Origin of the sequence: Nocardia sp. NPDC047648 (genome assembly GCF_040642815.1) — a bacterium.
Taxonomy (GTDB): Bacteria; Actinomycetota; Actinomycetes; order Mycobacteriales; family Mycobacteriaceae; genus Nocardia; species Nocardia gamkensis.
Genome location: NZ_JBEYSX010000001.1, coordinates 611,559 through 628,264, shown reverse-complemented (window position 1 = coordinate 628,264; position 16,706 = coordinate 611,559). Strand labels below are relative to the sequence as shown.

The window sequence follows — 16,706 nt, the reverse complement described above, 5'->3', positions numbered from 1 at the left end:
ACGAGGTGGCATCGTGGTCGGTTTCGGGCTGATCGACGAATGGGAGCCGGGGCCCGGCAGGCTGGTCAGCTGGGTGGCGTCGCCGGACTCGGTGGCGCGCGCCCGGCGGGCGCCGGTGCACCCGGCCCCGCCCTCGCACCAGCAGGAGCAGTATCTTCGGCTCGCCGATCGGCACGCCCATGCGGAGTTCCGGTACTCCGGCCTGTGCCTGGTGACGGCGGAGATCCCGGCAGGCGGCCTCGACCCGGCCGCGATGACGCGGGCGGTCAACGCGTTCCTGTTGCGCCACGACACCTTTCGGACCTGGTTCCGGATCGACTCCGCCGGCACGATCGAGCGTCACCTCGTGCCCGCGGAGGACGTCGAGTTCGTACCGATCGACTACGGCCGCGTCGACGAGGCCCGCGCCATCCGCGATCACGTCCAGAAGACGACGCCGGGACCCTTCGACTGGGACTGCTTCACCTTCGGCGCGATCGAACGCGAGGAATCGACCACGGTCTACCTGGCGGTCGATCATCTGCACACCGACGGATTCGGCCAGTACCTGTCCGGATTCGACCTCGCGCTGCTGTATGTGCGCGAAGTGTGGGAAGACGTGGGCATGCTGGCCCCCGCGGCCAGCTACCTCGACTACTGCACCGCCGAGCGGGAATACACGAGCCGGATGACGCTCGCCTCGCCCGGCGTGCGCAAGTGGCTGGAGCTCATCCGCGGCAACGACGGCGAACTGCCGTCCTTCCCCTTGGATCTGGGCAAGCGCACCGATGTGTACAACCGCAGCGCGCACCGCACGATCACCCTGTTCGACGAGCACACCGCGCTGCGGTTCGAGCGGGTCTGCCGCGCCAACGGCGCGGAATTCGTCGGTGGCATCTTTGCCGCGGCGGCGCTGGCCGAGCGCGAACTCATCGACAGCGACTATTACTTCGGCATGACGCCGGTCAGTACCCGCAGCAGCGCCGCCGAACGCGCGTCGGTCGGCTGGTACGTGACGCTGCTGCCGGTGGCCTTCCCGATCGGCGCCGCCACCACCTTCGCGCGCGCCGCGACCATCGCGCAGCACGCCTACGAGAACGGTCTGCGCCTGGCCCCCACCTCGTTCCAGCGCGTGGTGGAACTGCTGCCCGCCGACTCCGACCTGGACCTGAAACCGGGCTGGTCCACGCCGATGATCTCGTATGTGGACACCCGGGAGCTGCTCGGCAACGAGTTGTTCGACCTGGGCTCGTGTGGGCTGTACGCCAATCGTGCCGCCTCCGAACAAGTGCTGATCTGGATCAACCGGTTCGCGTCGGAGACCACGCTGAGCGTCATCTACCCGGACACCCCGGTGGCGCACGGCTCCGTCGAACGCTACGTCGCCACCCTTCGGCGCGTGTTCGCCGCGGCGGCCGAGGACACACTGTGAGGAGAACAGGTGCACAGCGCTTTTCGTGATCCCGGAATTCCCGACGGAGAGAAGTCCGTCTACATCGCCACCATCGCCGACCGGGCTCCGAAGCTCGACCTGGTCAGCGTGGTCGCCCACGACGGCGACGGCTACCGCTCGATCGTCGAGGCGGGCCTGGGTAACGGGAATTTCGCGATGACCATCGAGCAGCGGTTTCTGTGCTCGGGAGATCGGCTCCGGGCCGAGCGCTACCGCGCCGAAACACGCTCGGGCACAATCATAGTCAGTCGCGAGGAGGCCAACTTCCTCGACACCGTCCATCTGCAGTTCGGCGGCGGGATCGCGCCCTTTCCTCCCAATGTGATGCCGCTCGCCGGTGGCCTTACCCTGCTGCGCGGCCTGGACTTCGCCGAGGGCGCCGAGGAGTGCGTGGATCTCTGGCTGGCGTTCTCGGTGCACTTCCCGCTCGGCGCCAAAGTGGAGCAGCGCACCGTCGTCGAGGTACCGGCCGGGCGCATCGACTGCTGGCAGGTCCGGCTGCGGCCGCGATTGTCCGGACTGAACATGATGCTGGAGAAGGTGCTCGCCGGATTCCTGCCACCCGCGGTGGCGCATTTCGACGCGGCCGCGCCCCACCGCCTGGTCCGCCTCGGCTTCCCGACCGGCCCGATGCCATGGGATCCCCGCGGCCTTCTGGAACTTGTTGCCTAGCAACCTGTCGAGGCGCGGCCGAAGAGAAATGAGGAGCCGCCCTGCTCGCAGTGCGCGCGAGCGGGGCGGCTCGAGATGTCAGCTGATCTGGGTGCCCGACCAACCGAAGCTGAAACTGTGGCCCTTGGAGGAGCAGGACAGGGCGCCTCGTCCACCCCCGGTGCAGCTGGCGCCGCCGTTGGTGAGGGTGCCCGCGATCGGCGGACTGCCCGCGACACCGTGCGATCCGGTGAGTCCGAAGGTCGGGTGGGCGGGCAAGAAGGGCAGGTCGATCGCCAGGTCGTACACGGTGATCCCGTACAGATTGGTGCCGTAGGGGATGTCGCACCCGACGTCACCATTCGAATGAATCGCGCAGTTCGAGCTGGCGTAGCTGAAGTACACGGTGTCGTCGTCCACGGTCTGTGCCGGGGTCGCGCCCGCGAGCCCGGCGCCTGCTATCGAGAGCGCGGCCGCTAAGGCCGCCGGTACGGCGAGGTTACGGAGATTCATGCCTGGAAACTAGCCAATAACGCGGCAGTGTAACGCTTTTCGTTGCAAATCGCAGCAACCTCCCAGGAGGGTGGGGGTGCGCGCACCGAGCCGCGCGCCCACAGCGGTGGGGTGCTGTGCCTCTTCGCGGGCCGCGTGACGTATGCGTCGTGCCGTTCGGCGAGACCCGATCAGCACCGAGTCATCTCGTGGCCGACGTGCGTTCCGGACTGCGGGCGACGGTGGCCGTTACGACGCGGCGGGGCGACCACCAGTTGGCGGGCCCCATCAGCTGGACCAAGGCGGGTACCAGGAGCATGCGGACGAGGGTGGCGTCCACGACCAGGGCGATGATCATGCCGAGACCCAGGAAGCGCATGGGGGTCAGGGGGGACAGGGTGAACGCTCCGGTGACGATCACCAGCAGGGTCGCGGCGGCGGTGATCACGCGAGCGGTCTTGACCGTGCCCGCCCGCACCGACGCGGCGGTATCGGCGCCCGCGTCGTGCGCTTCGACCATGCGCGACAGCAGGAACACCTCGTAGTCGGTGGAGAGCCCGAAGACGACCGCGATGATCAGCACCAGCATGCCCGCGGTGATCGGGCCGGTGCTCACGCCGAGCACGCCGGACAGATGCCCGCCGCAGAAGATCCAGGTGAGCACGCCGAAGGTGGCGGCGAGGCTCAGGAACGCCAGGACGACCGCCTTGAGCGGCAGCACGATCGAGCGGAACGCGGCCGACAGCAGCACCATCGTCGCGCCGACCATGACGAGGATCATCCACGGCATCGCGGCGACGATGGAGCGCACGCTGTCCACGGTGGCCGCGGTGTCGCCGCCGATCCACAGCACGGTGCCGTCCGGGGGAGTCACCGCGCGCAGCGCGCGGACCGAGGCACTCGCCGCTTCGGTGCGGTCGGTGTCGCGCAGGAAGGCGTGGAAGACGACGAAGTCCTCGGCGCGACCCACCTGGACGACCTGCCGCACACCGTCGATCCCGCTCAGCGCCGCCGCGACCGTGTCGACGGCGGCGGACTGCGGCGGCCCGTCCGTGCCGTGCAGCACGGCGGTGGCCCCGCTGCCCGCCGCGGGAAACTGCGCGGTGAGTTCCTCGACGGTGACGCGCATGGGGTTGTCCGCGGGCAGCGCGTGATGGTCGATGTCGCCCAGTCGCAGCCCGGCCAGCGGCGCCGCGAAGACCAGAAGGACGGCGCCGACGGCCATGGTCACCAGGGCGGGCCGCCGCAGCACGCGATCGACCAGGCCGCCCCAGAACCGGTCGCCGCGATCGATCGCTCGCCCGGCGCCGATGCGCGCGCCGAACAGGGCCAGCAGTGCGGGCAGCACGGTGAGCGAGAGCCCGGCGGCCAGCGCCACCGCCGTGATCGCGCCGACGCCAAGCGACCGCAGTACCGCCTGCGGGAAGACGAAAGTCCCCGCGAACGCGCAGACCAGCAGCAGCGCCGAGAACGCGATCGTGCGCCCGGCGGTCGTGTAGGTGCGGGTGATCGCGGCGGGCACGCCGTGCCCGGCCGCGACCTCCTCGCGGAACCGGGTGACCAGGAACAGCCCGTAGTCGATGGCCATCCCGAGCCCCAGCAGCGAGGCGATGTTGATCGCGAACGTGCTCACCTCGGTGAGTTCGGCGAGCACGCGGATGGCGCCCATCGCGCCCAGCACGGTCAGGCCACCGACCACGACCGGGAAGGACGCGGCGACCAGTCCGCCGAACACCAGCACCAGGATGAGCAGCGTCAGCGGCAGCGAGATCGATTCCGCCCGCAGCAGATCGTGCTGGGACTGCGCGTTGATCTCCGTGGAGATCGCGCTGTAGCCGGACAGATCGGTCGCGACACCCGGGACACGCAGTTGCGGTTCGATGTCCGGATACACGCTGACGCGCTGGTTGGCGTCACCGGCGAGATATACGACGGCCAGTGCGTGCCGGTCGTCCGCGGAGCGCAGGAACTGCTTGCGCGCGATTCCGGCGTTCCAATAGGTTTCGATCGGCCGTTGCAGCAGCGCCGGGTCGATCCGCGCCAGCGATTCCCGTACCCGGGGGCCGATGTCGTCGAGCGTCTGGCCCTGCGGCGCGGTGTACCGCACCACCACGTCCGGATTCTGCGGTCCGAAGTGCTCGCTCACGAGCCGGTCCACGTGCGCGGACTCGCTGCCGGGATCGATGAACCCGGCCGCCGTCACCTTCTCGGACGCTCCGATGCCGAGCAGACCGGCCAGCAGCATCACCCCGGTCACGACCGCGAGCACCCACCGCGGCCGGGCGAGCACGAGCCGGGCGAGGGCGGTCATCTCACGGCCGCCGCGTGCGGGGCCGACTCGGCTTCCAACCGCGCCGCGATCTTGTCCAGCAGCGCCTCCAACCGGGGCTCGATGCCCGCGCCGTTGCGGCAGGACACGGTCAGCTCCAGCTTTCCGCGCGACTCGACCATGGCGAACAGCAGCGGCATCGCGCCGCTGTGCTGGGGCAGCAACCGCATGGTCGTCGGCGTCCAGCCGGGCACGGCCATCTCGTCGAGATCGACGCTGCCCATGTGGGAGATGGTGGCCGACACCATATTCCGGTTCAGCCGTGCCCCGAGCCAGTTGCTGCCGCGCAGCACGCCGCGGAGGACGGGGGCCGGGAACTTCGACAGCTTGCCGTTGTCCAACTGGTTCAGTTCGCTTCTCTCCCGCAACCCGGCGCGCATCCGGCCGCTGATCGTCGCCCAGTCCTCGCCGGGCGTCACGTCGAGAAACAGGGGCAATGCCAGGTTCCCGGTCGAGCGCAGCTCGGGATCGTGCCTGCGCAGGTCGACCGGAATCATGAAACGCGACCGGGCCCTCGACTCCGCGACCAGGACCGCCGCCACCCGTGCGACGATGCCCTTGCCGGTCACCTCGATCGTGCGGTGGCGCAGCAGCCAGCGCGGGGCCGCCGGATCCTGGCGGCCGTGGCCGGTCGGCGCCCGGAACGTGGGCAGCACCCGGGTCGGTTTGCCCGGCGCGCCCACCCGCGCCACCAGTTCGGCGTCGGCGACCGGGTCGGCAGCGCCGACGGGCGGCAGGCCGCGCAGTGCGCGGAAGACGTCGTCCACCCACATCCGCAGGCCCATGCCGTCCATCACGCCGTGAAAGGCGCGGAACACGACGGTGGTCCGGTCACCGGTCAGCAGCAGCACCTCGGTGGTCCGCTCCGGCGTGGGACCGATCGGGCTGTCGAGTACCGCGTCGTGTTCGAGCGCGTCGTAGTTCAGCGACCATCCCGGCACGACGCGCACCGTGGCGGCCAGACCGCTGTCCACCCAGTCGCCGCCGTCGCGGACCAGGCGGGCGCCGGGGTCGGCCGCCGAGGCCACGTCGACGGCCCGTTGCAGGGCGGCCGGGTCGAGGCTGCCGTCACCGTGTACGGCGATATGCATGACGAACGGCGGAGTCACCCGCCGCGTGGCGAAGTAGAGGCGTTCGGTGGGGGTGATCTTCCTGCGGAAGACGGGGGCGTTGCTCATGCTGATCTCCGGTACCGAGGTGGCGCTCAGCGCAGATTGCGGGTGAGTTCGACCGCTCCGCCCTGGGCGGGCAGCCAGGCGAGGAACGCGGCCAGTCCGCTGTCGCGGTCCACCACCGGCCGGTAGCCGAAATCGCGTGCGGCGGCGGTGGTGTCGTAGGTGGCGCTGCGGGTCATCAGGGCGACGGCGTAGCGCGAGAGCGGCGGCGACCAGCGTGTCGCGACGGCCGGGATGCGCCAGATCGTCTCGATGACGCGCACCGCCGCTTCGATGACCCTCGGATGGGGCTTCCTGGTCGGCGGCTGGTACCCCAGCCGAACGGCGACCTCGCCGAGGAATCCCCACACGTCGGTCCGCTCGGCGTCGGCGACGAAATACGCCTTGCCGCCGACCGCGTCCGATCCGGCCGCCTTCACACACGCGTCGACGATGTTGTCGACGTGACACAGCGAGGCGTAGACGGTGCGGCCGAAGGACAGGTCCGGCAGCGTTCCCGCACCGGCCCGGCCGAGCAGCCGCACGATGGGACCGGACCGGTCGCCGGCTCCCCAGATCGCGCGGGGGCGCAGCGCGCAGGTGCGGAACCCTTCGGTGTCGGCGGCCAGCACCGCCCGCTCGGCCGCGGCTTTGGTCTCCGAGTACAGGTTCAGGTAGCGCCGGGGATAGGGCACCGATTCGTCGACGTCGATCTGGTCGCCGCCGTGGTAGTCCATCAGCGCGCTCGGGCTCGAGATGAACACGAATCGCCCCGCCCCGCCGCGCCGGGCCGCTTCGAGCAATCGCTCGGTGGCCCGGACGTTCTCGTTCCAGAATTGTTCCCGGGTACCGCGCTCGTCCACCCGGGCCGCGCTGTGGAACACGATGTCCACCCCACGGGTCGCTCGTTCGAGCGAGGCGGGATCGGTCAGGTCGCCGTAGACCAGCTGGATCTTGTCGACGTCGGCGCCGAGGTCGGTCAGATCGCTGGTGCGCCGCACCAGGATCGACACGTGGTGCTCGCCGTCGCGCACCAGCCTGCGTACCAACGCGCCGCCCAGGAATCCGGACGCACCGGTCACCAGAACTTTGCTCATTGCCGTTCCTCCTTGCCGGGCTGGGTTCGCCACCAGGTCAAGCCGAAGATCTGCGTCAGGACCGCCGTCTCGAACCGGCCGCGTCCGGAACCGTCGGCGGCGCGCAGGGCCACCGGGATCTGCGCCGCGTGCACGACGACGCTCAGGAACGCGTCGATCCACCAGGCGGCGCGCAGGATCCGGCCGTCCGGGACCCGGCCGGTCGCGGCGGCGAGGGCGCCGCAGGCCAGATACAGCCACCCCAGGACGGGAACCGCCCGCAATGCCATCGTTTTCATCGTCGGTTGTCCGTTCCGAGCCGCTCGGCCGCCCAGATCGTGAGTTGTTCGCGCCCGATCTTCGCGTTGTGCCGGATGTCCACCGGGAACGACGGGTGAATCAGGAAGTCGTCGACGGTCCTGGTGAGGTCGAATCGCGCCCCGTGGGCCCGCAGCGCGGCCTCGACGACCCGCGCGTCCGCGCTCGGCTTCGGCTCCACACAGAGCACCGGTCGCTGCGCTCCGCGCGCCCCGACCCCGACCAGCGCCGTGCGGGCCACGCCCGCCACGGTGTTGAAGACTTGTTCGACCTGGACGGTGAACATCGGACCGTGCGCCGTGACCACCCGCTGACTCTTGCGTCCGCAGAACCAGATCCGTCCTTGATCGTCGATCCACGCGAGATCGCCGGTGCGGTGCCAGATCCGGTCGCCGTCGACGATCTTGCCCAGCGTGTTCGCCTGTTCCGGCCAGTAGTACCGGGCGCTGACATTCGGCCCGGCGACCACGAGTTCACCGATCCCGCCGGTGTCCTCGAGCCCGCCCGCGAGCTCTTCGGCCCGGCTCCACGTCGGGATGGCGTCGTCGGTGATGGCGACGATGCGCGCCTGCACCTGGTGGGAGGGCCTGCCGAGGCATGTTCCCGCCCCGCGGTGCGCCCGTTCGACCAACCCGTCCAGCAGTTCCCTGGACTCGATGGTGGACATCGGCAGTGCCTCGGTGGACCCGTATCCGGCGACGACCTTCGCGTCCTCGCCGAGCACCGCGCGCAGTCCGGCGATGCACCAGTCCGGCACCGGCGCGCCGCCGGAATAGATGCTGTCGAGCGTGTCCAACTCGGCCGGCCGGGTGCGCAGGTGTTCCAGCAGCGGGATCAGCACCGCCGGGGAGGCGAACATGGTCCGCACGCCGAACTTCTGGATCGCGTCGACGACATGTGCGGGATCGGTCGCGCCGACCTTGCTCGGAATCAACGGCGGCAATACGCAGCGCGAACCCAGGAGCAGATCCAGCACACCCACCAGCGGGAGAGTGATCAGCGAGGCCTCCGGCGCCACCTCGCCGCGCGCCACGTGCACCTGCTCTACCATCGCGGCAAGATTGCCGTGCGTGAGCTGCACAGCCTTGGCTGGTCCGGTGCTGCCGGTGGTGAACGCGATGAACAGCAGGTCGTCCTCGGTGGCCGGTCGGCCCGCGGTGACCGGGCCGGTGGGCGTGCGGCCCCAGTCCCGCAGCGACTCGCCGCGCCAGAACCACCGTCTGCCGACGGTGACGACGGTGTGGACGCCGCGGAAGCCGCGCCGGAACAGCACGCGCAGCGCGTGCGCCTGCGGGATGCCGATGAACGCCTCGGCGTCCACGGCGCGCAGGCAGCGCAACATCTTTCGCACGCCCATCCCCGGGTCGATCACCACGGCCACCGCGCCGATCTTGAGCAGCCCGAACATGATCGCGTACAGCTCCGGGCTCGGCAGCACCAGCACGATGGTGCGTGTCCCGGTGCCGACACCCGACGCCGCGAGCCGCTGGGCGATCGTGTCCGACCACGCGTCCAGTTCGCGATAGGTCAGGTGCCGGTAGGCCGGCAGGCCATCGGGGCCGACCCCGTCCGCGTAGCGCACCGCCACCCGGGTGGGGTCGGTGCGGACGACCGCACGGAACCGATCGATGGCCTGCCAGTAGGTTCCCGTCGTCACGCAGGCGCCCCGGCGAAGACGGGCAACCGGTAGAGCACCGCCGCGGCCGAAGGACCGGCCCCCGCCGCGACGAACAGCACTTGGCTGTGCTCGGCGAAGGCGTCGTCCGCGACCGCCATGTCGTAGGCCGCGGTGAGTGCCGCGGTGTGCGGGTCGCCGTCGCGCAGGTCGGGAGTGCGCACCGCGCGCTGATCGATGCCGATGGCGGCGGCCAGCCGCTTCGGGAACTCCGGGCTCGGCGTCGACGCGATCAACGCGATCCGCTCGAGCGAGGCGTGCCCGGATTCGGCGAGCGCTTGCCGCGCGGCGTCGACGGCCACCTCGAGCAGGCGGTCCTCGAAGCCGGGCTCCCGTTCCACGGTCATGGCGCCGCGACCGGTGTTGCCCATGGTCGAGACGTCGACGTAGGCCTCAACGGCGGGCGTGCCTTCCCCGGCGACGGTGTGCACCCGGCCGAAGCCGGTCGGCTCGTCGGTGCGCTCGAGCAGTAGCGCCGCGCCGCAGGTGGCGTACGGGAACCGTTCGTCGCCGACCGAGCGGAGCAGCGACGGGTGGGTGTCGCCCGAGACGATCAGCACGTGCTCGGCACTGCCGGTCTCCAGGACGGAGGTGGCCACCTGGACCGCGTTGAGCACGCTGACCGCCCCGTTCATCAGGTCGAACGAGAAGGTGCGCGGGTCGTCCTTGGCGTATTCGAGCCCGATGCCCGCCGCCTTCTGGATCAGCGCCGACACCGCCGGTTCGACGGTGTTGGAATCCCGGAAGATGCCCGCGTTGATCAGCAGCCCGACCTGTTCGGGAAGGATCCCGGCACGCTCGAGACTCCGCTTCGCCGCGCGGGCGCTGTGCTCGACGATGCTGTTGGTGTCGCCGCCCCGGCTGACGCCGGTGGACTTGATGCGTACGCTCATGACCTACCTCAGACCTTCAGCGACGAGATGGTGGTGGACAGGAACCCGGTGACGATGCCGGAGGCCGCGGGCACCAGCAGCAACTTCGATCCCGCGGGGATGTTCTGCTCGCCGAGCTGATCGTGCAGCACGATGAAATGCGAGGTGGTGGAAGTGTTCCCGTACTTCTCGATGACCCGCAGATCCGGCGGCATCGGGCTGCCGAACTCGCGCTCGGCGATCGCGTTCATCCACGGAATGGCCGCGGCGCCGAACTGGTGGTGGATCACGTAGTCGAACTTCTCGTCGGCGAAGGTCTTGCCCTGCGCCTCGAGGAATTTCCGCTGGGTATTGGTACCGAGCAGGAAGCGGTCCTCGTTGTGCATCCGGCGGTTGTCGGTGTACATCGCGATGCCCTGCGTCTTGCCGCTCGGCATGCCCAGACACAGCTGCGCGTATTCCGCCGCGGTCATCATCTCGATGTAGTGGATCATGTCGTTTTCGTCGACCGCCTGGTCCAGCACGATCGCACAGCCGGAATCGCCGACGGACAGCGAAGCGAATTGCGGATCGTATTTCTGGGAAATCTCAGCGACGGCGGTCTCGGCGATCGGAGTAATGGCCTCGCCGCTGACCACAAGGCCGTTCCGAACGGCGCCGGACCGAATCATGCGGTCCAGGATGTAGGTGCCGGTGAGCATTCCGGCGCAGGCATTCGTGATGTCGAATGTAATGGCGTTCTTGGCTCCGATAAGGCGACTTATCGAACCCGCGAACGACGGCTCCATGTATACCCGGGTCGCGTGCTTGCTTCGGGTGATCGAAGCGGAGATGACTACGTCGATCTCCTCTGGAGCGTACCTTGACCTGGATAGACAGTCCTCTACCGCCTTGACGGCCAGCGTGAAAGAGTCCTCGTGACTTTCCGGCCTGGTATCGCGTACCCGGCGTTCGCGGACGCCGGTGATTTTCTCCAGATCGAACGAAGGCGGTTCTTTCAGCCCGGAAAGCAATTCCGCGGTGGTGACAACTCGGGAAGGCAGATAGGCGCCGATGGATTCGAAGCGAGAATGGGGAGACACGAGCGCTCCTGAAATCGTGGAGATATACGGTTCCGGATCGACTCTGATCGTCGGTGAGATGAACACTACCCGACGGTAACAACGAATGACCACAGCTATTTCGCACCGCCGTCTGAGACGGAAATCACGACCAGAAGTATATGTTTCGTGAGGTATCACCAACCGGTGACCGACTGGCTATGGCTCGCCGGTATTGCCATCCGACCTGCTGATTCGGTTTGTCACCGCATTTCGCGTTCGACGCTGTGCGCGTCGCGCGGCGCTCGCGACGGCGCCGCTTCCGGAATGGCTATCGATCGGCTATTGCCGGATGGTGGCGATTCGTGAGTCGTCGGCACGGGGTCTCTCTCGTGGGATGTGAGTGACCTCACTGTGCGCCGAGCCTTCGGTGCGGATCGCTGGTCGCTCGATTTGACTTCACGCCGAACAGGTTGTGGCAGAAGGGAAGTCGGTCGGCGCGGGGACCGGCGCGAGGCGGGGTCAGGCTTCGCTGCTCAACGCGGAGCGCGCGGTGGCGATCCGCTCGATGACGTCGGCGGCGTGTGCGTCGAAACGTTCACGGGAGACGGGGATTTCGCCGTCGAGCCAGGGCCGGTAGAGGTAGGCCAGTGCGCCGAAGATGGCGCTGGCGTTGAGCGCGTAATCGTGCTCGTCGGGGACCGGCTGGCTGTAGTCGCCCGCGCTGATGGTCAACGCGATCGGCGCGGTGAACAAGCCGATGAGTTCGTTGGCGCGCGGCATGAGCACGGGGGTGGCCTGCGATTCGATGAACATGATCCGGCCGCGGCGGCGGTCGGCCAGCAGATAGTCGGTGAAGACGCCGACCATGTGGCGGAACATCGCGTCGCGTTCGATGGGCGCGTTGGGCAGCTCGTCGAGCAGCCGGTCGCGCGCGCCGAGGACGACGGTGTCCAGCACGGTGGTCAGCAACGCGTCCAGGTTCGGGAAGCTCTCGTAGAAATAGCGCTCGGTGAGTCCGGCCTGCCTGCACACACCGCGCATCGACGTCTCGGCCGCGCCCACGGTCGCCATCAGCTCCGTGCACGCCTCGACCAGCTGTTCCCGGCGCGCGGCGACGCGATCGGCGGGCGATTGCCCGCGCCAGCGGCGCATGCCCGGAATCGACCCGTCGGCTTGGTCCATAGCGTCATCCTCTCATAGGGCCGAATTGACATCATGTGATGTTGACAGCACCTGATGTCACCAATACATTGCGAAGACACCGATCGATGACGAGGGGTGCGAGATGGGTTCTGCCGTATACGCCGACCAGACACACGCCATCAACGCGCGCGCGGTGGAATTCGACTTCGCCACGGTGCCGATGCATTACATCCCCGGCGAGGCGATGGCCACCCACATCATCAACGTGATGCACTTGGTGCTCCCCGAGGGTGAGCGCGCGATGGCGCAGGCGCTGGCCGAGGCGTTACCCCTGATCGACGACGAGCGGTTACGCGAGGAAGTCCGCGGCTTCATCGGCCAGGAATCCATGCATGCCAGTTCACACGAGAAGGCGCGCGAGCAATTGGAGCGACTCGGGCTGGACGTCGGCCCGATGGTCGATCGCGTGAGCTGGCTGGTCGACCGCATCCTCGGCGACCACGGATTGACCGGCCGGGCCAAGCGGGAGTGGCTGTGCGAGCGGCTGGCGTTGTTCGCGGGCATGGAGCACTACACCGCGGTCATCGGAGAGTGGCTGCTCACCAACGACACCCTCGAAGCCAAGGGGATGCACCCGGCGATGCTGGATCTGATCCGCTGGCACGGCGCCGAGGAGGTCGAGCACCGCAGCGTCGTCTACGACGCGTACATGCACGTCGACGGCGGATACGCGCGCAAGGCGCGGCAGGCCCTCATCGCGAGCGCGGGATTGCTCGTCCTGTTCGTCGTCTCCGGGGGCTACCTGTTCCACAAGGACCCCTCGCGGCACAAAGGACGATTCTGGCCGCTCCAGCTGGCCGGCGCGTCGGTGCGCGGCGTGGTGCCCAGCTTCACGACGTTCTTCACCGAGATTCCGCGTTACCTGCGGCCGGGCTTCCACCCGTCGCAGCTCGGCCCGATGGACAACGCGCTGCGTTACCTCGCGCAGTCGCCCGCGGCACGGGCGGCGAACGCATGACCGCGGTGGGGGAGCGATTCCAGCCCGGGGCCGCGCTGCGGCTGATCGGCTCGGCGGCCGACGCCTACAAGCGCCTGTTCGTCGAAAGCGACGCCGCGCAATTGCTTTCGCGTCCCGATCCGGTCCGCCGCACCGGCTACGAATTCGAGGTCGTCGTCGACCGGATCGGGCACGAGGCCGACGGGGTGGTGAGCTTATGGCTGCGCCACCCCGACGGCGGCCCACTGCCCGCGTGGACGCCGGGCGCGCATCTGGACGTCTTCTTGCCCTCCGGCAGGCAGCGGCAGTATTCGCTCACCAACGACCCCGCCGACCGCGGGTTCTACCGCATCGCGGTGCGCCTCATCGCCGACGGCGAGGGCGGTTCCGCGGAGATCCACCGGGATCTGCGGGTCGGTGACCGGCTGTGCGTGCGCGGTCCGCGCAACGCGTTCCCGCTCGTCGAGGCGCCGTGCTATCTGTTCGTCGCCGGCGGCATCGGGATCACGCCGATCCTGCCCATGGTCGCCGCGGCCGAACGCGCGGCGGTGCCCTGGCGGTTGATGTACCTCGGCCGGTCCCGCTCGCGCATGCCGTTCCTGTACGACCTGGCCCGTTACACCGGCGGTGACGTGGTGGTGCGGCCGGACGACGAGTACGGCGTGCCCGACGCGCGGATGATCTTCGAGCAGACCCCGCCCGGCGCTGCGGTATACGTGTGCGGGCCGCCGCCGCTGGCCGAGGCCGCGCGTGCGGTGCTCGCACTGCACGATCCGACGGCCTCGCTGCACACCGAGCGCTTCTCGCCGCTGCCCGTGCGCGACGGCGAGCCGTTCCGGATCAGGTTGCATCGCAGCGGGTTCGACGTGGAGGTCGCGGCCGACGAGTCCGCGCTCAGCGCGATCCGCCGTGTGCTGCCCGGCGTGGCCTACTCCTGTCAGCAGGGATTCTGCGGCACCTGCAAGACACGGGTGCTCGCGGGCGCGGTGGACCACCGGGACCGGTCGCTGCTCGAATCCGAGCGCGCGGAGACGATGCTGACCTGCGTCTCCCGGGCGCGCGACGGCGAACTCCACCTGGATCTGTGAGCTCGGCGGGCCAGGCGCCCGCGTGTGGAAGGAAGACATGGCTGCGCATCCGGAACACGTGCCGATCGCGGTGATCGGGGCCGGGATTGCCGGGATCGGTCTGGCGGTCGCGCTGCGCGAAGCGGGCATCGAAGATTTCGTGCTGCTCGAGCGCGCGAATGACCTCGGTGGCACCTGGCGGGCGAACACCTATCCCGGTTGCGCCTGCGACGTGCCCTCCCAGCTGTACTCGTACTCCTTCGCGCCCAATCCGGACTGGTCGCGCACCTACGGCACGCAGCCGGAGATCCTCGCCTACCTCCGGTCGGTCGCGACGCGCCACGACGTGGTGCGGCACATGCGGTTCGGCGTCGAGTTGCTCGAGGCGCGCTGGGACGACGCGGCCACGCTGTGGCGGCTTCGTACCGGTCGCGGCGAGCTGACCGCGGCGGTACTGGTTTCCGCCGTCGGGCCGTTCAGCGAGGCGCAGATCCCGCGGGTGCCGGGCGCGGATACCTTCGAAGGGACGCAATTCCATTCGCTGCACTGGGATCACGAACACGATCTCACCGGCGAGCGCGTCGCGGTGATCGGCACGGGCGCGTCGGCCGTGCAGTTCATCCCGGAGATCCAGCCCCTGGTGGGCAAGCTGACCGTGTTCCAGCGTTCGGCGCCGTGGATCGTCTCGCGACTGGATCGCCGCACGCTGCCCGCCGAACGCGCGCTGCTGCGCCGGGTTCCCGCGCTCGGCAAAGCGATCCGCGGTCTCTTCTACACCGGCATCGAAGGCTTCGGTCTGGTCGGCTTCGTGGACAAGCGGTTCCGGCATCCGTACGAGGCGCTGGGCAGACTCCAGCTGCTGCGCCAGGTGCGCGATCCGCGGCTGCGTCGCAAACTCACCCCCGATTACGTGATCGGTTGTAAGCGGGCGATCTTCTCCGACGCCTACTATCCGGCCCTGACCCGGCCGAACGTCGAAGTGGTCACCGAGGGCATCCGGGAGATCCGCGCCGGGTCGATCGTCACCGCCGACGGCGCGGAGCACGCGGTGGACACGCTCATCTGGGGCACCGGATTCGGCGTTCCCCCTGCGGTTTTCGACCGGATCCACGGGCTCGGCGGTCGCTCCATCGGGGACCGCTACCGGGAGCGTCCGAGCAGCTACCTCGGCGCGGCGATGGCGGGCTTCCCGAACTTCTTCTGCACGCTGGGGCCGTTCGGGGCGGCGGGCAATCAGTCCGCGATCTATATGATCGAGGCGCAGGTGCGCTATATCGTCGATGCCGTGACCACCATGCGTGCGCGGAACATCCAGCGGATCGATGTGCGCGAGGAGGTGCAGCGAGCCTTCCTCGACGAGGTGACCGAGCGCAGTCGCGACACCGCCTGGCTGACCGGCGGATGCCGCAGCTACTACCAGACCGCCGACGGCGGCAACGCCGGTCTGTACCCGAACTGGAGTTTCGAGTATCGGCGGCGCACAAGCCGTTTCGATCCGGAGTCCTACCAGTTGCGGGCCGGGTGAGCGTCGTGGTCGTCGATCTGCTGCGTCAGCTGCTGTCCCCACCTGCCGAGCACCGGCTGGATGTGCGCGATCGGGTGGTGGTGATCACCGGTGCGGGCACCGGAATCGGCCGCGCGCTCGCCGAAAAGCTCTATGCCTCGGGCGCTTCGGTGGCGCTGATCGACATCGACCAGGCCGCCGCCGCTGCCGTCGGGCGCTCGATGGGTGAGCGTGCGCTGGTCGTGCGCGCGGACGTTTCCGATCGAATCGGGATGCGCGAAGCCATCTCCCGGGTTCGCGAGCGTTTCGGCCGGATCGATGTCGTGGTGGCCAACGCGGGCGTGGTGCCGGAGCCCGCCACGATCCGGACGATGAACCCCGGCGACTTCGATCGGGTCATCGGCATCAATGTGACCGGGGTGTTCAACACCGTGCATCCCGCGCTGGAGGACATCGTCGCCGCGAAAGGGCACGTCGTCGTGGTCTCCTCCGCCGCGGCGTTCGCGCCCGGCATGGCCGGTTCGCCCTACATGGTGAGCAAAGCCGCGGTAGAGCAGTTCGGGCGGGCGCTGCGGGTCGAGCTCGCCGCGGTGGGCGCGACGGCGGGCGTGGCGTACTTCGGCATCGTCGACACCGCGATGACGCACGGCACGCTGGACGAGGACGAGCTGGGCGCCGCCCTGGGCGCATTGCTGCCGTGGCCGCTCAACCTGCGCATCACCGTGCGCGACGCGGCGGAGTCCATCGCCGACGGCATCGCCCGGCGCGCGGCGCGCACCATCGCGCCGCCGCAGTGGGAGCCCTACGCGTTGTTCCGCGGCGTGATCAACGTGGTGCTGGACAGCAGGCTGGCGCGGGACCCGCGCGTGCACGACCTGATCCACCGGGTCGAACAGCGCGTCACGGACGTCGATCATCCCGTCACCCCGGTACCGCGCTGACGCGCGGGCCGG

General features: G+C 69.1%; 16 protein-coding genes. 7 read left to right on the top strand and 9 right to left on the bottom strand.

The genetic code is table 11. The annotated features are described in order from the left end of the window. The first annotated feature begins 13 nt into the window (after window positions 1–13). Both ABZ803_RS02880 and ABZ803_RS02875 read left to right on the top strand, forming a co-directional pair. The gene (locus ABZ803_RS02880; RefSeq protein ID WP_357031916.1) at window positions 14–1,411 is read left to right on the top strand and encodes a condensation domain-containing protein; all 1,398 of its coding nucleotides are present in this window, start codon (window positions 14–16) and stop codon (window positions 1,409–1,411) included. Window positions 1,412–1,420: 9 nt separating this feature from the next. After that, window positions 1,421–2,104 carry a hypothetical protein gene (locus ABZ803_RS02875; protein WP_357031913.1) on the top strand — a complete coding sequence of 228 codons (684 nt, stop codon included), beginning with the start codon at window positions 1,421–1,423 and terminating at the stop codon, window positions 2,102–2,104. 78 nt (window positions 2,105–2,182) lie between these two features. On the opposite strand, the gene ABZ803_RS02870 is transcribed toward ABZ803_RS02875, so the two are convergent. The 8 genes from ABZ803_RS02870 to ABZ803_RS02835 all read right to left on the bottom strand — a co-directional run bounded on the left by ABZ803_RS02870 (window position 2,183) and on the right by ABZ803_RS02835 (window position 11,081). After that, complete coding sequence (locus tag ABZ803_RS02870; protein WP_357031910.1) at window positions 2,183–2,596, bottom strand: hypothetical protein; 414 nt, start codon at window positions 2,594–2,596, stop codon at window positions 2,183–2,185. Between the two features lie 181 nt (window positions 2,597–2,777). Then, window positions 2,778–4,886 (bottom strand): MMPL family transporter, encoded by a 2,109-nt coding sequence (locus ABZ803_RS02865; RefSeq protein ID WP_357031907.1) that lies wholly within the window; start codon window positions 4,884–4,886, stop codon window positions 2,778–2,780. Beyond that, entirely contained in the window at window positions 4,883–6,082 is a 1,200-nt protein-coding gene (locus tag ABZ803_RS02860; RefSeq protein ID WP_357031904.1) for a peptide synthetase, read from the bottom strand. The genes ABZ803_RS02865 and ABZ803_RS02860 overlap by 4 nt, the downstream gene beginning before the upstream one ends. 26 nt (window positions 6,083–6,108) lie before the next feature. Then, window positions 6,109–7,155: an NAD-dependent epimerase/dehydratase family protein gene (locus ABZ803_RS02855; protein WP_357031901.1), complete on the bottom strand. Its 1,047-nt coding sequence runs from the start codon at window positions 7,153–7,155 to the stop codon at window positions 6,109–6,111. Continuing rightward, window positions 7,152–7,424: a hypothetical protein gene (locus ABZ803_RS02850; RefSeq protein ID WP_357031899.1), complete on the bottom strand. Its 273-nt coding sequence runs from the start codon at window positions 7,422–7,424 to the stop codon at window positions 7,152–7,154. The genes ABZ803_RS02855 and ABZ803_RS02850 overlap by 4 nt, the downstream gene beginning before the upstream one ends. Before the next feature lie 5 nt (window positions 7,425–7,429). Further along, window positions 7,430–9,109: a fatty acid CoA ligase family protein gene (locus ABZ803_RS02845; protein ID WP_357031896.1), complete on the bottom strand. Its 1,680-nt coding sequence runs from the start codon at window positions 9,107–9,109 to the stop codon at window positions 7,430–7,432. Next, a complete protein-coding gene (locus ABZ803_RS02840) occupies window positions 9,106–10,020 on the bottom strand; it encodes a hypothetical protein (RefSeq protein WP_357031894.1) in 915 nt (304 codons plus the stop codon). Before ABZ803_RS02840 ends, ABZ803_RS02845 begins: the two co-directional genes overlap by 4 nt. Before the next feature lie 8 nt (window positions 10,021–10,028). Beyond that, window positions 10,029–11,081 carry a 3-oxoacyl-[acyl-carrier-protein] synthase III C-terminal domain-containing protein gene (locus ABZ803_RS02835; protein ID WP_357032650.1) on the bottom strand — a complete coding sequence of 351 codons (1,053 nt, stop codon included), beginning with the start codon at window positions 11,079–11,081 and terminating at the stop codon, window positions 10,029–10,031. 165 nt (window positions 11,082–11,246) lie between these two features. On the opposite strand from ABZ803_RS02835, the gene ABZ803_RS02830 reads away from it, so the two are divergent. Then, window positions 11,247–11,408 (top strand): hypothetical protein, encoded by a 162-nt coding sequence (locus tag ABZ803_RS02830; RefSeq protein WP_357031891.1) that lies wholly within the window; start codon window positions 11,247–11,249, stop codon window positions 11,406–11,408. 153 nt (window positions 11,409–11,561) lie between these two features. Here ABZ803_RS02830 and ABZ803_RS02825 read toward each other — a convergent pair whose 3' ends face one another. Beyond that, a complete protein-coding gene (locus ABZ803_RS02825) occupies window positions 11,562–12,224 on the bottom strand; it encodes a TetR/AcrR family transcriptional regulator (protein WP_357031888.1) in 663 nt (220 codons plus the stop codon). 103 nt (window positions 12,225–12,327) lie between these two features. Here ABZ803_RS02825 and ABZ803_RS02820 point away from each other — a divergent pair, with 103 nt between their 5' ends. From ABZ803_RS02820 to ABZ803_RS02805, 4 genes are read left to right on the top strand one after another with little or no spacing between them, the layout of a single operon-like run. Next, complete coding sequence (locus ABZ803_RS02820; RefSeq protein WP_357031885.1) at window positions 12,328–13,203, top strand: metal-dependent hydrolase; 876 nt, start codon at window positions 12,328–12,330, stop codon at window positions 13,201–13,203. Beyond that, the gene (locus ABZ803_RS02815) at window positions 13,200–14,270 is read left to right on the top strand and encodes a PDR/VanB family oxidoreductase (RefSeq protein WP_357031882.1); all 1,071 of its coding nucleotides are present in this window, start codon (window positions 13,200–13,202) and stop codon (window positions 14,268–14,270) included. The genes ABZ803_RS02820 and ABZ803_RS02815 overlap by 4 nt, the downstream gene beginning before the upstream one ends. A gap of 37 nt (window positions 14,271–14,307) precedes the next feature. Further along, entirely contained in the window at window positions 14,308–15,774 is a 1,467-nt protein-coding gene (locus tag ABZ803_RS02810) for an NAD(P)/FAD-dependent oxidoreductase (protein WP_357031879.1), read from the top strand. Then, window positions 15,771–16,694 (top strand): short-chain dehydrogenase/reductase, encoded by a 924-nt coding sequence (locus ABZ803_RS02805; RefSeq protein ID WP_357031876.1) that lies wholly within the window; start codon window positions 15,771–15,773, stop codon window positions 16,692–16,694. The genes ABZ803_RS02810 and ABZ803_RS02805 overlap by 4 nt, the downstream gene beginning before the upstream one ends. The last annotated feature ends 12 nt before the right edge of the window (window positions 16,695–16,706 follow it).

What these genes read in the sequence shown, in the direction of transcription:
- ABZ803_RS02840 (WP_357031894.1), bottom strand. Translation starts at nt 10,020, where the DNA reads ATGAGCGTACGCATCAAGTCCACCGGCGTCAGCCGGGGCGGCGACACC.
- ABZ803_RS02870 (WP_357031910.1), bottom strand. Translation starts at nt 2,596, where the DNA reads ATGAATCTCCGTAACCTCGCCGTACCGGCGGCCTTAGCGGCCGCGCTC.
- ABZ803_RS02850 (WP_357031899.1), bottom strand. Translation starts at nt 7,424, where the DNA reads ATGGCATTGCGGGCGGTTCCCGTCCTGGGGTGGCTGTATCTGGCCTGC.
- ABZ803_RS02815 (WP_357031882.1), top strand. Translation starts at nt 13,200, where the DNA reads ATGACCGCGGTGGGGGAGCGATTCCAGCCCGGGGCCGCGCTGCGGCTG.
- ABZ803_RS02810 (WP_357031879.1), top strand. Translation starts at nt 14,308, where the DNA reads ATGGCTGCGCATCCGGAACACGTGCCGATCGCGGTGATCGGGGCCGGG.
- ABZ803_RS02865 (WP_357031907.1), bottom strand. Translation starts at nt 4,886, where the DNA reads ATGACCGCCCTCGCCCGGCTCGTGCTCGCCCGGCCGCGGTGGGTGCTC.
- ABZ803_RS02855 (WP_357031901.1), bottom strand. Translation starts at nt 7,155, where the DNA reads ATGAGCAAAGTTCTGGTGACCGGTGCGTCCGGATTCCTGGGCGGCGCG.
- ABZ803_RS02825 (WP_357031888.1), bottom strand. Translation starts at nt 12,224, where the DNA reads ATGGACCAAGCCGACGGGTCGATTCCGGGCATGCGCCGCTGGCGCGGG.
- ABZ803_RS02860 (WP_357031904.1), bottom strand. Translation starts at nt 6,082, where the DNA reads ATGAGCAACGCCCCCGTCTTCCGCAGGAAGATCACCCCCACCGAACGC.
- ABZ803_RS02820 (WP_357031885.1), top strand. Translation starts at nt 12,328, where the DNA reads ATGGGTTCTGCCGTATACGCCGACCAGACACACGCCATCAACGCGCGC.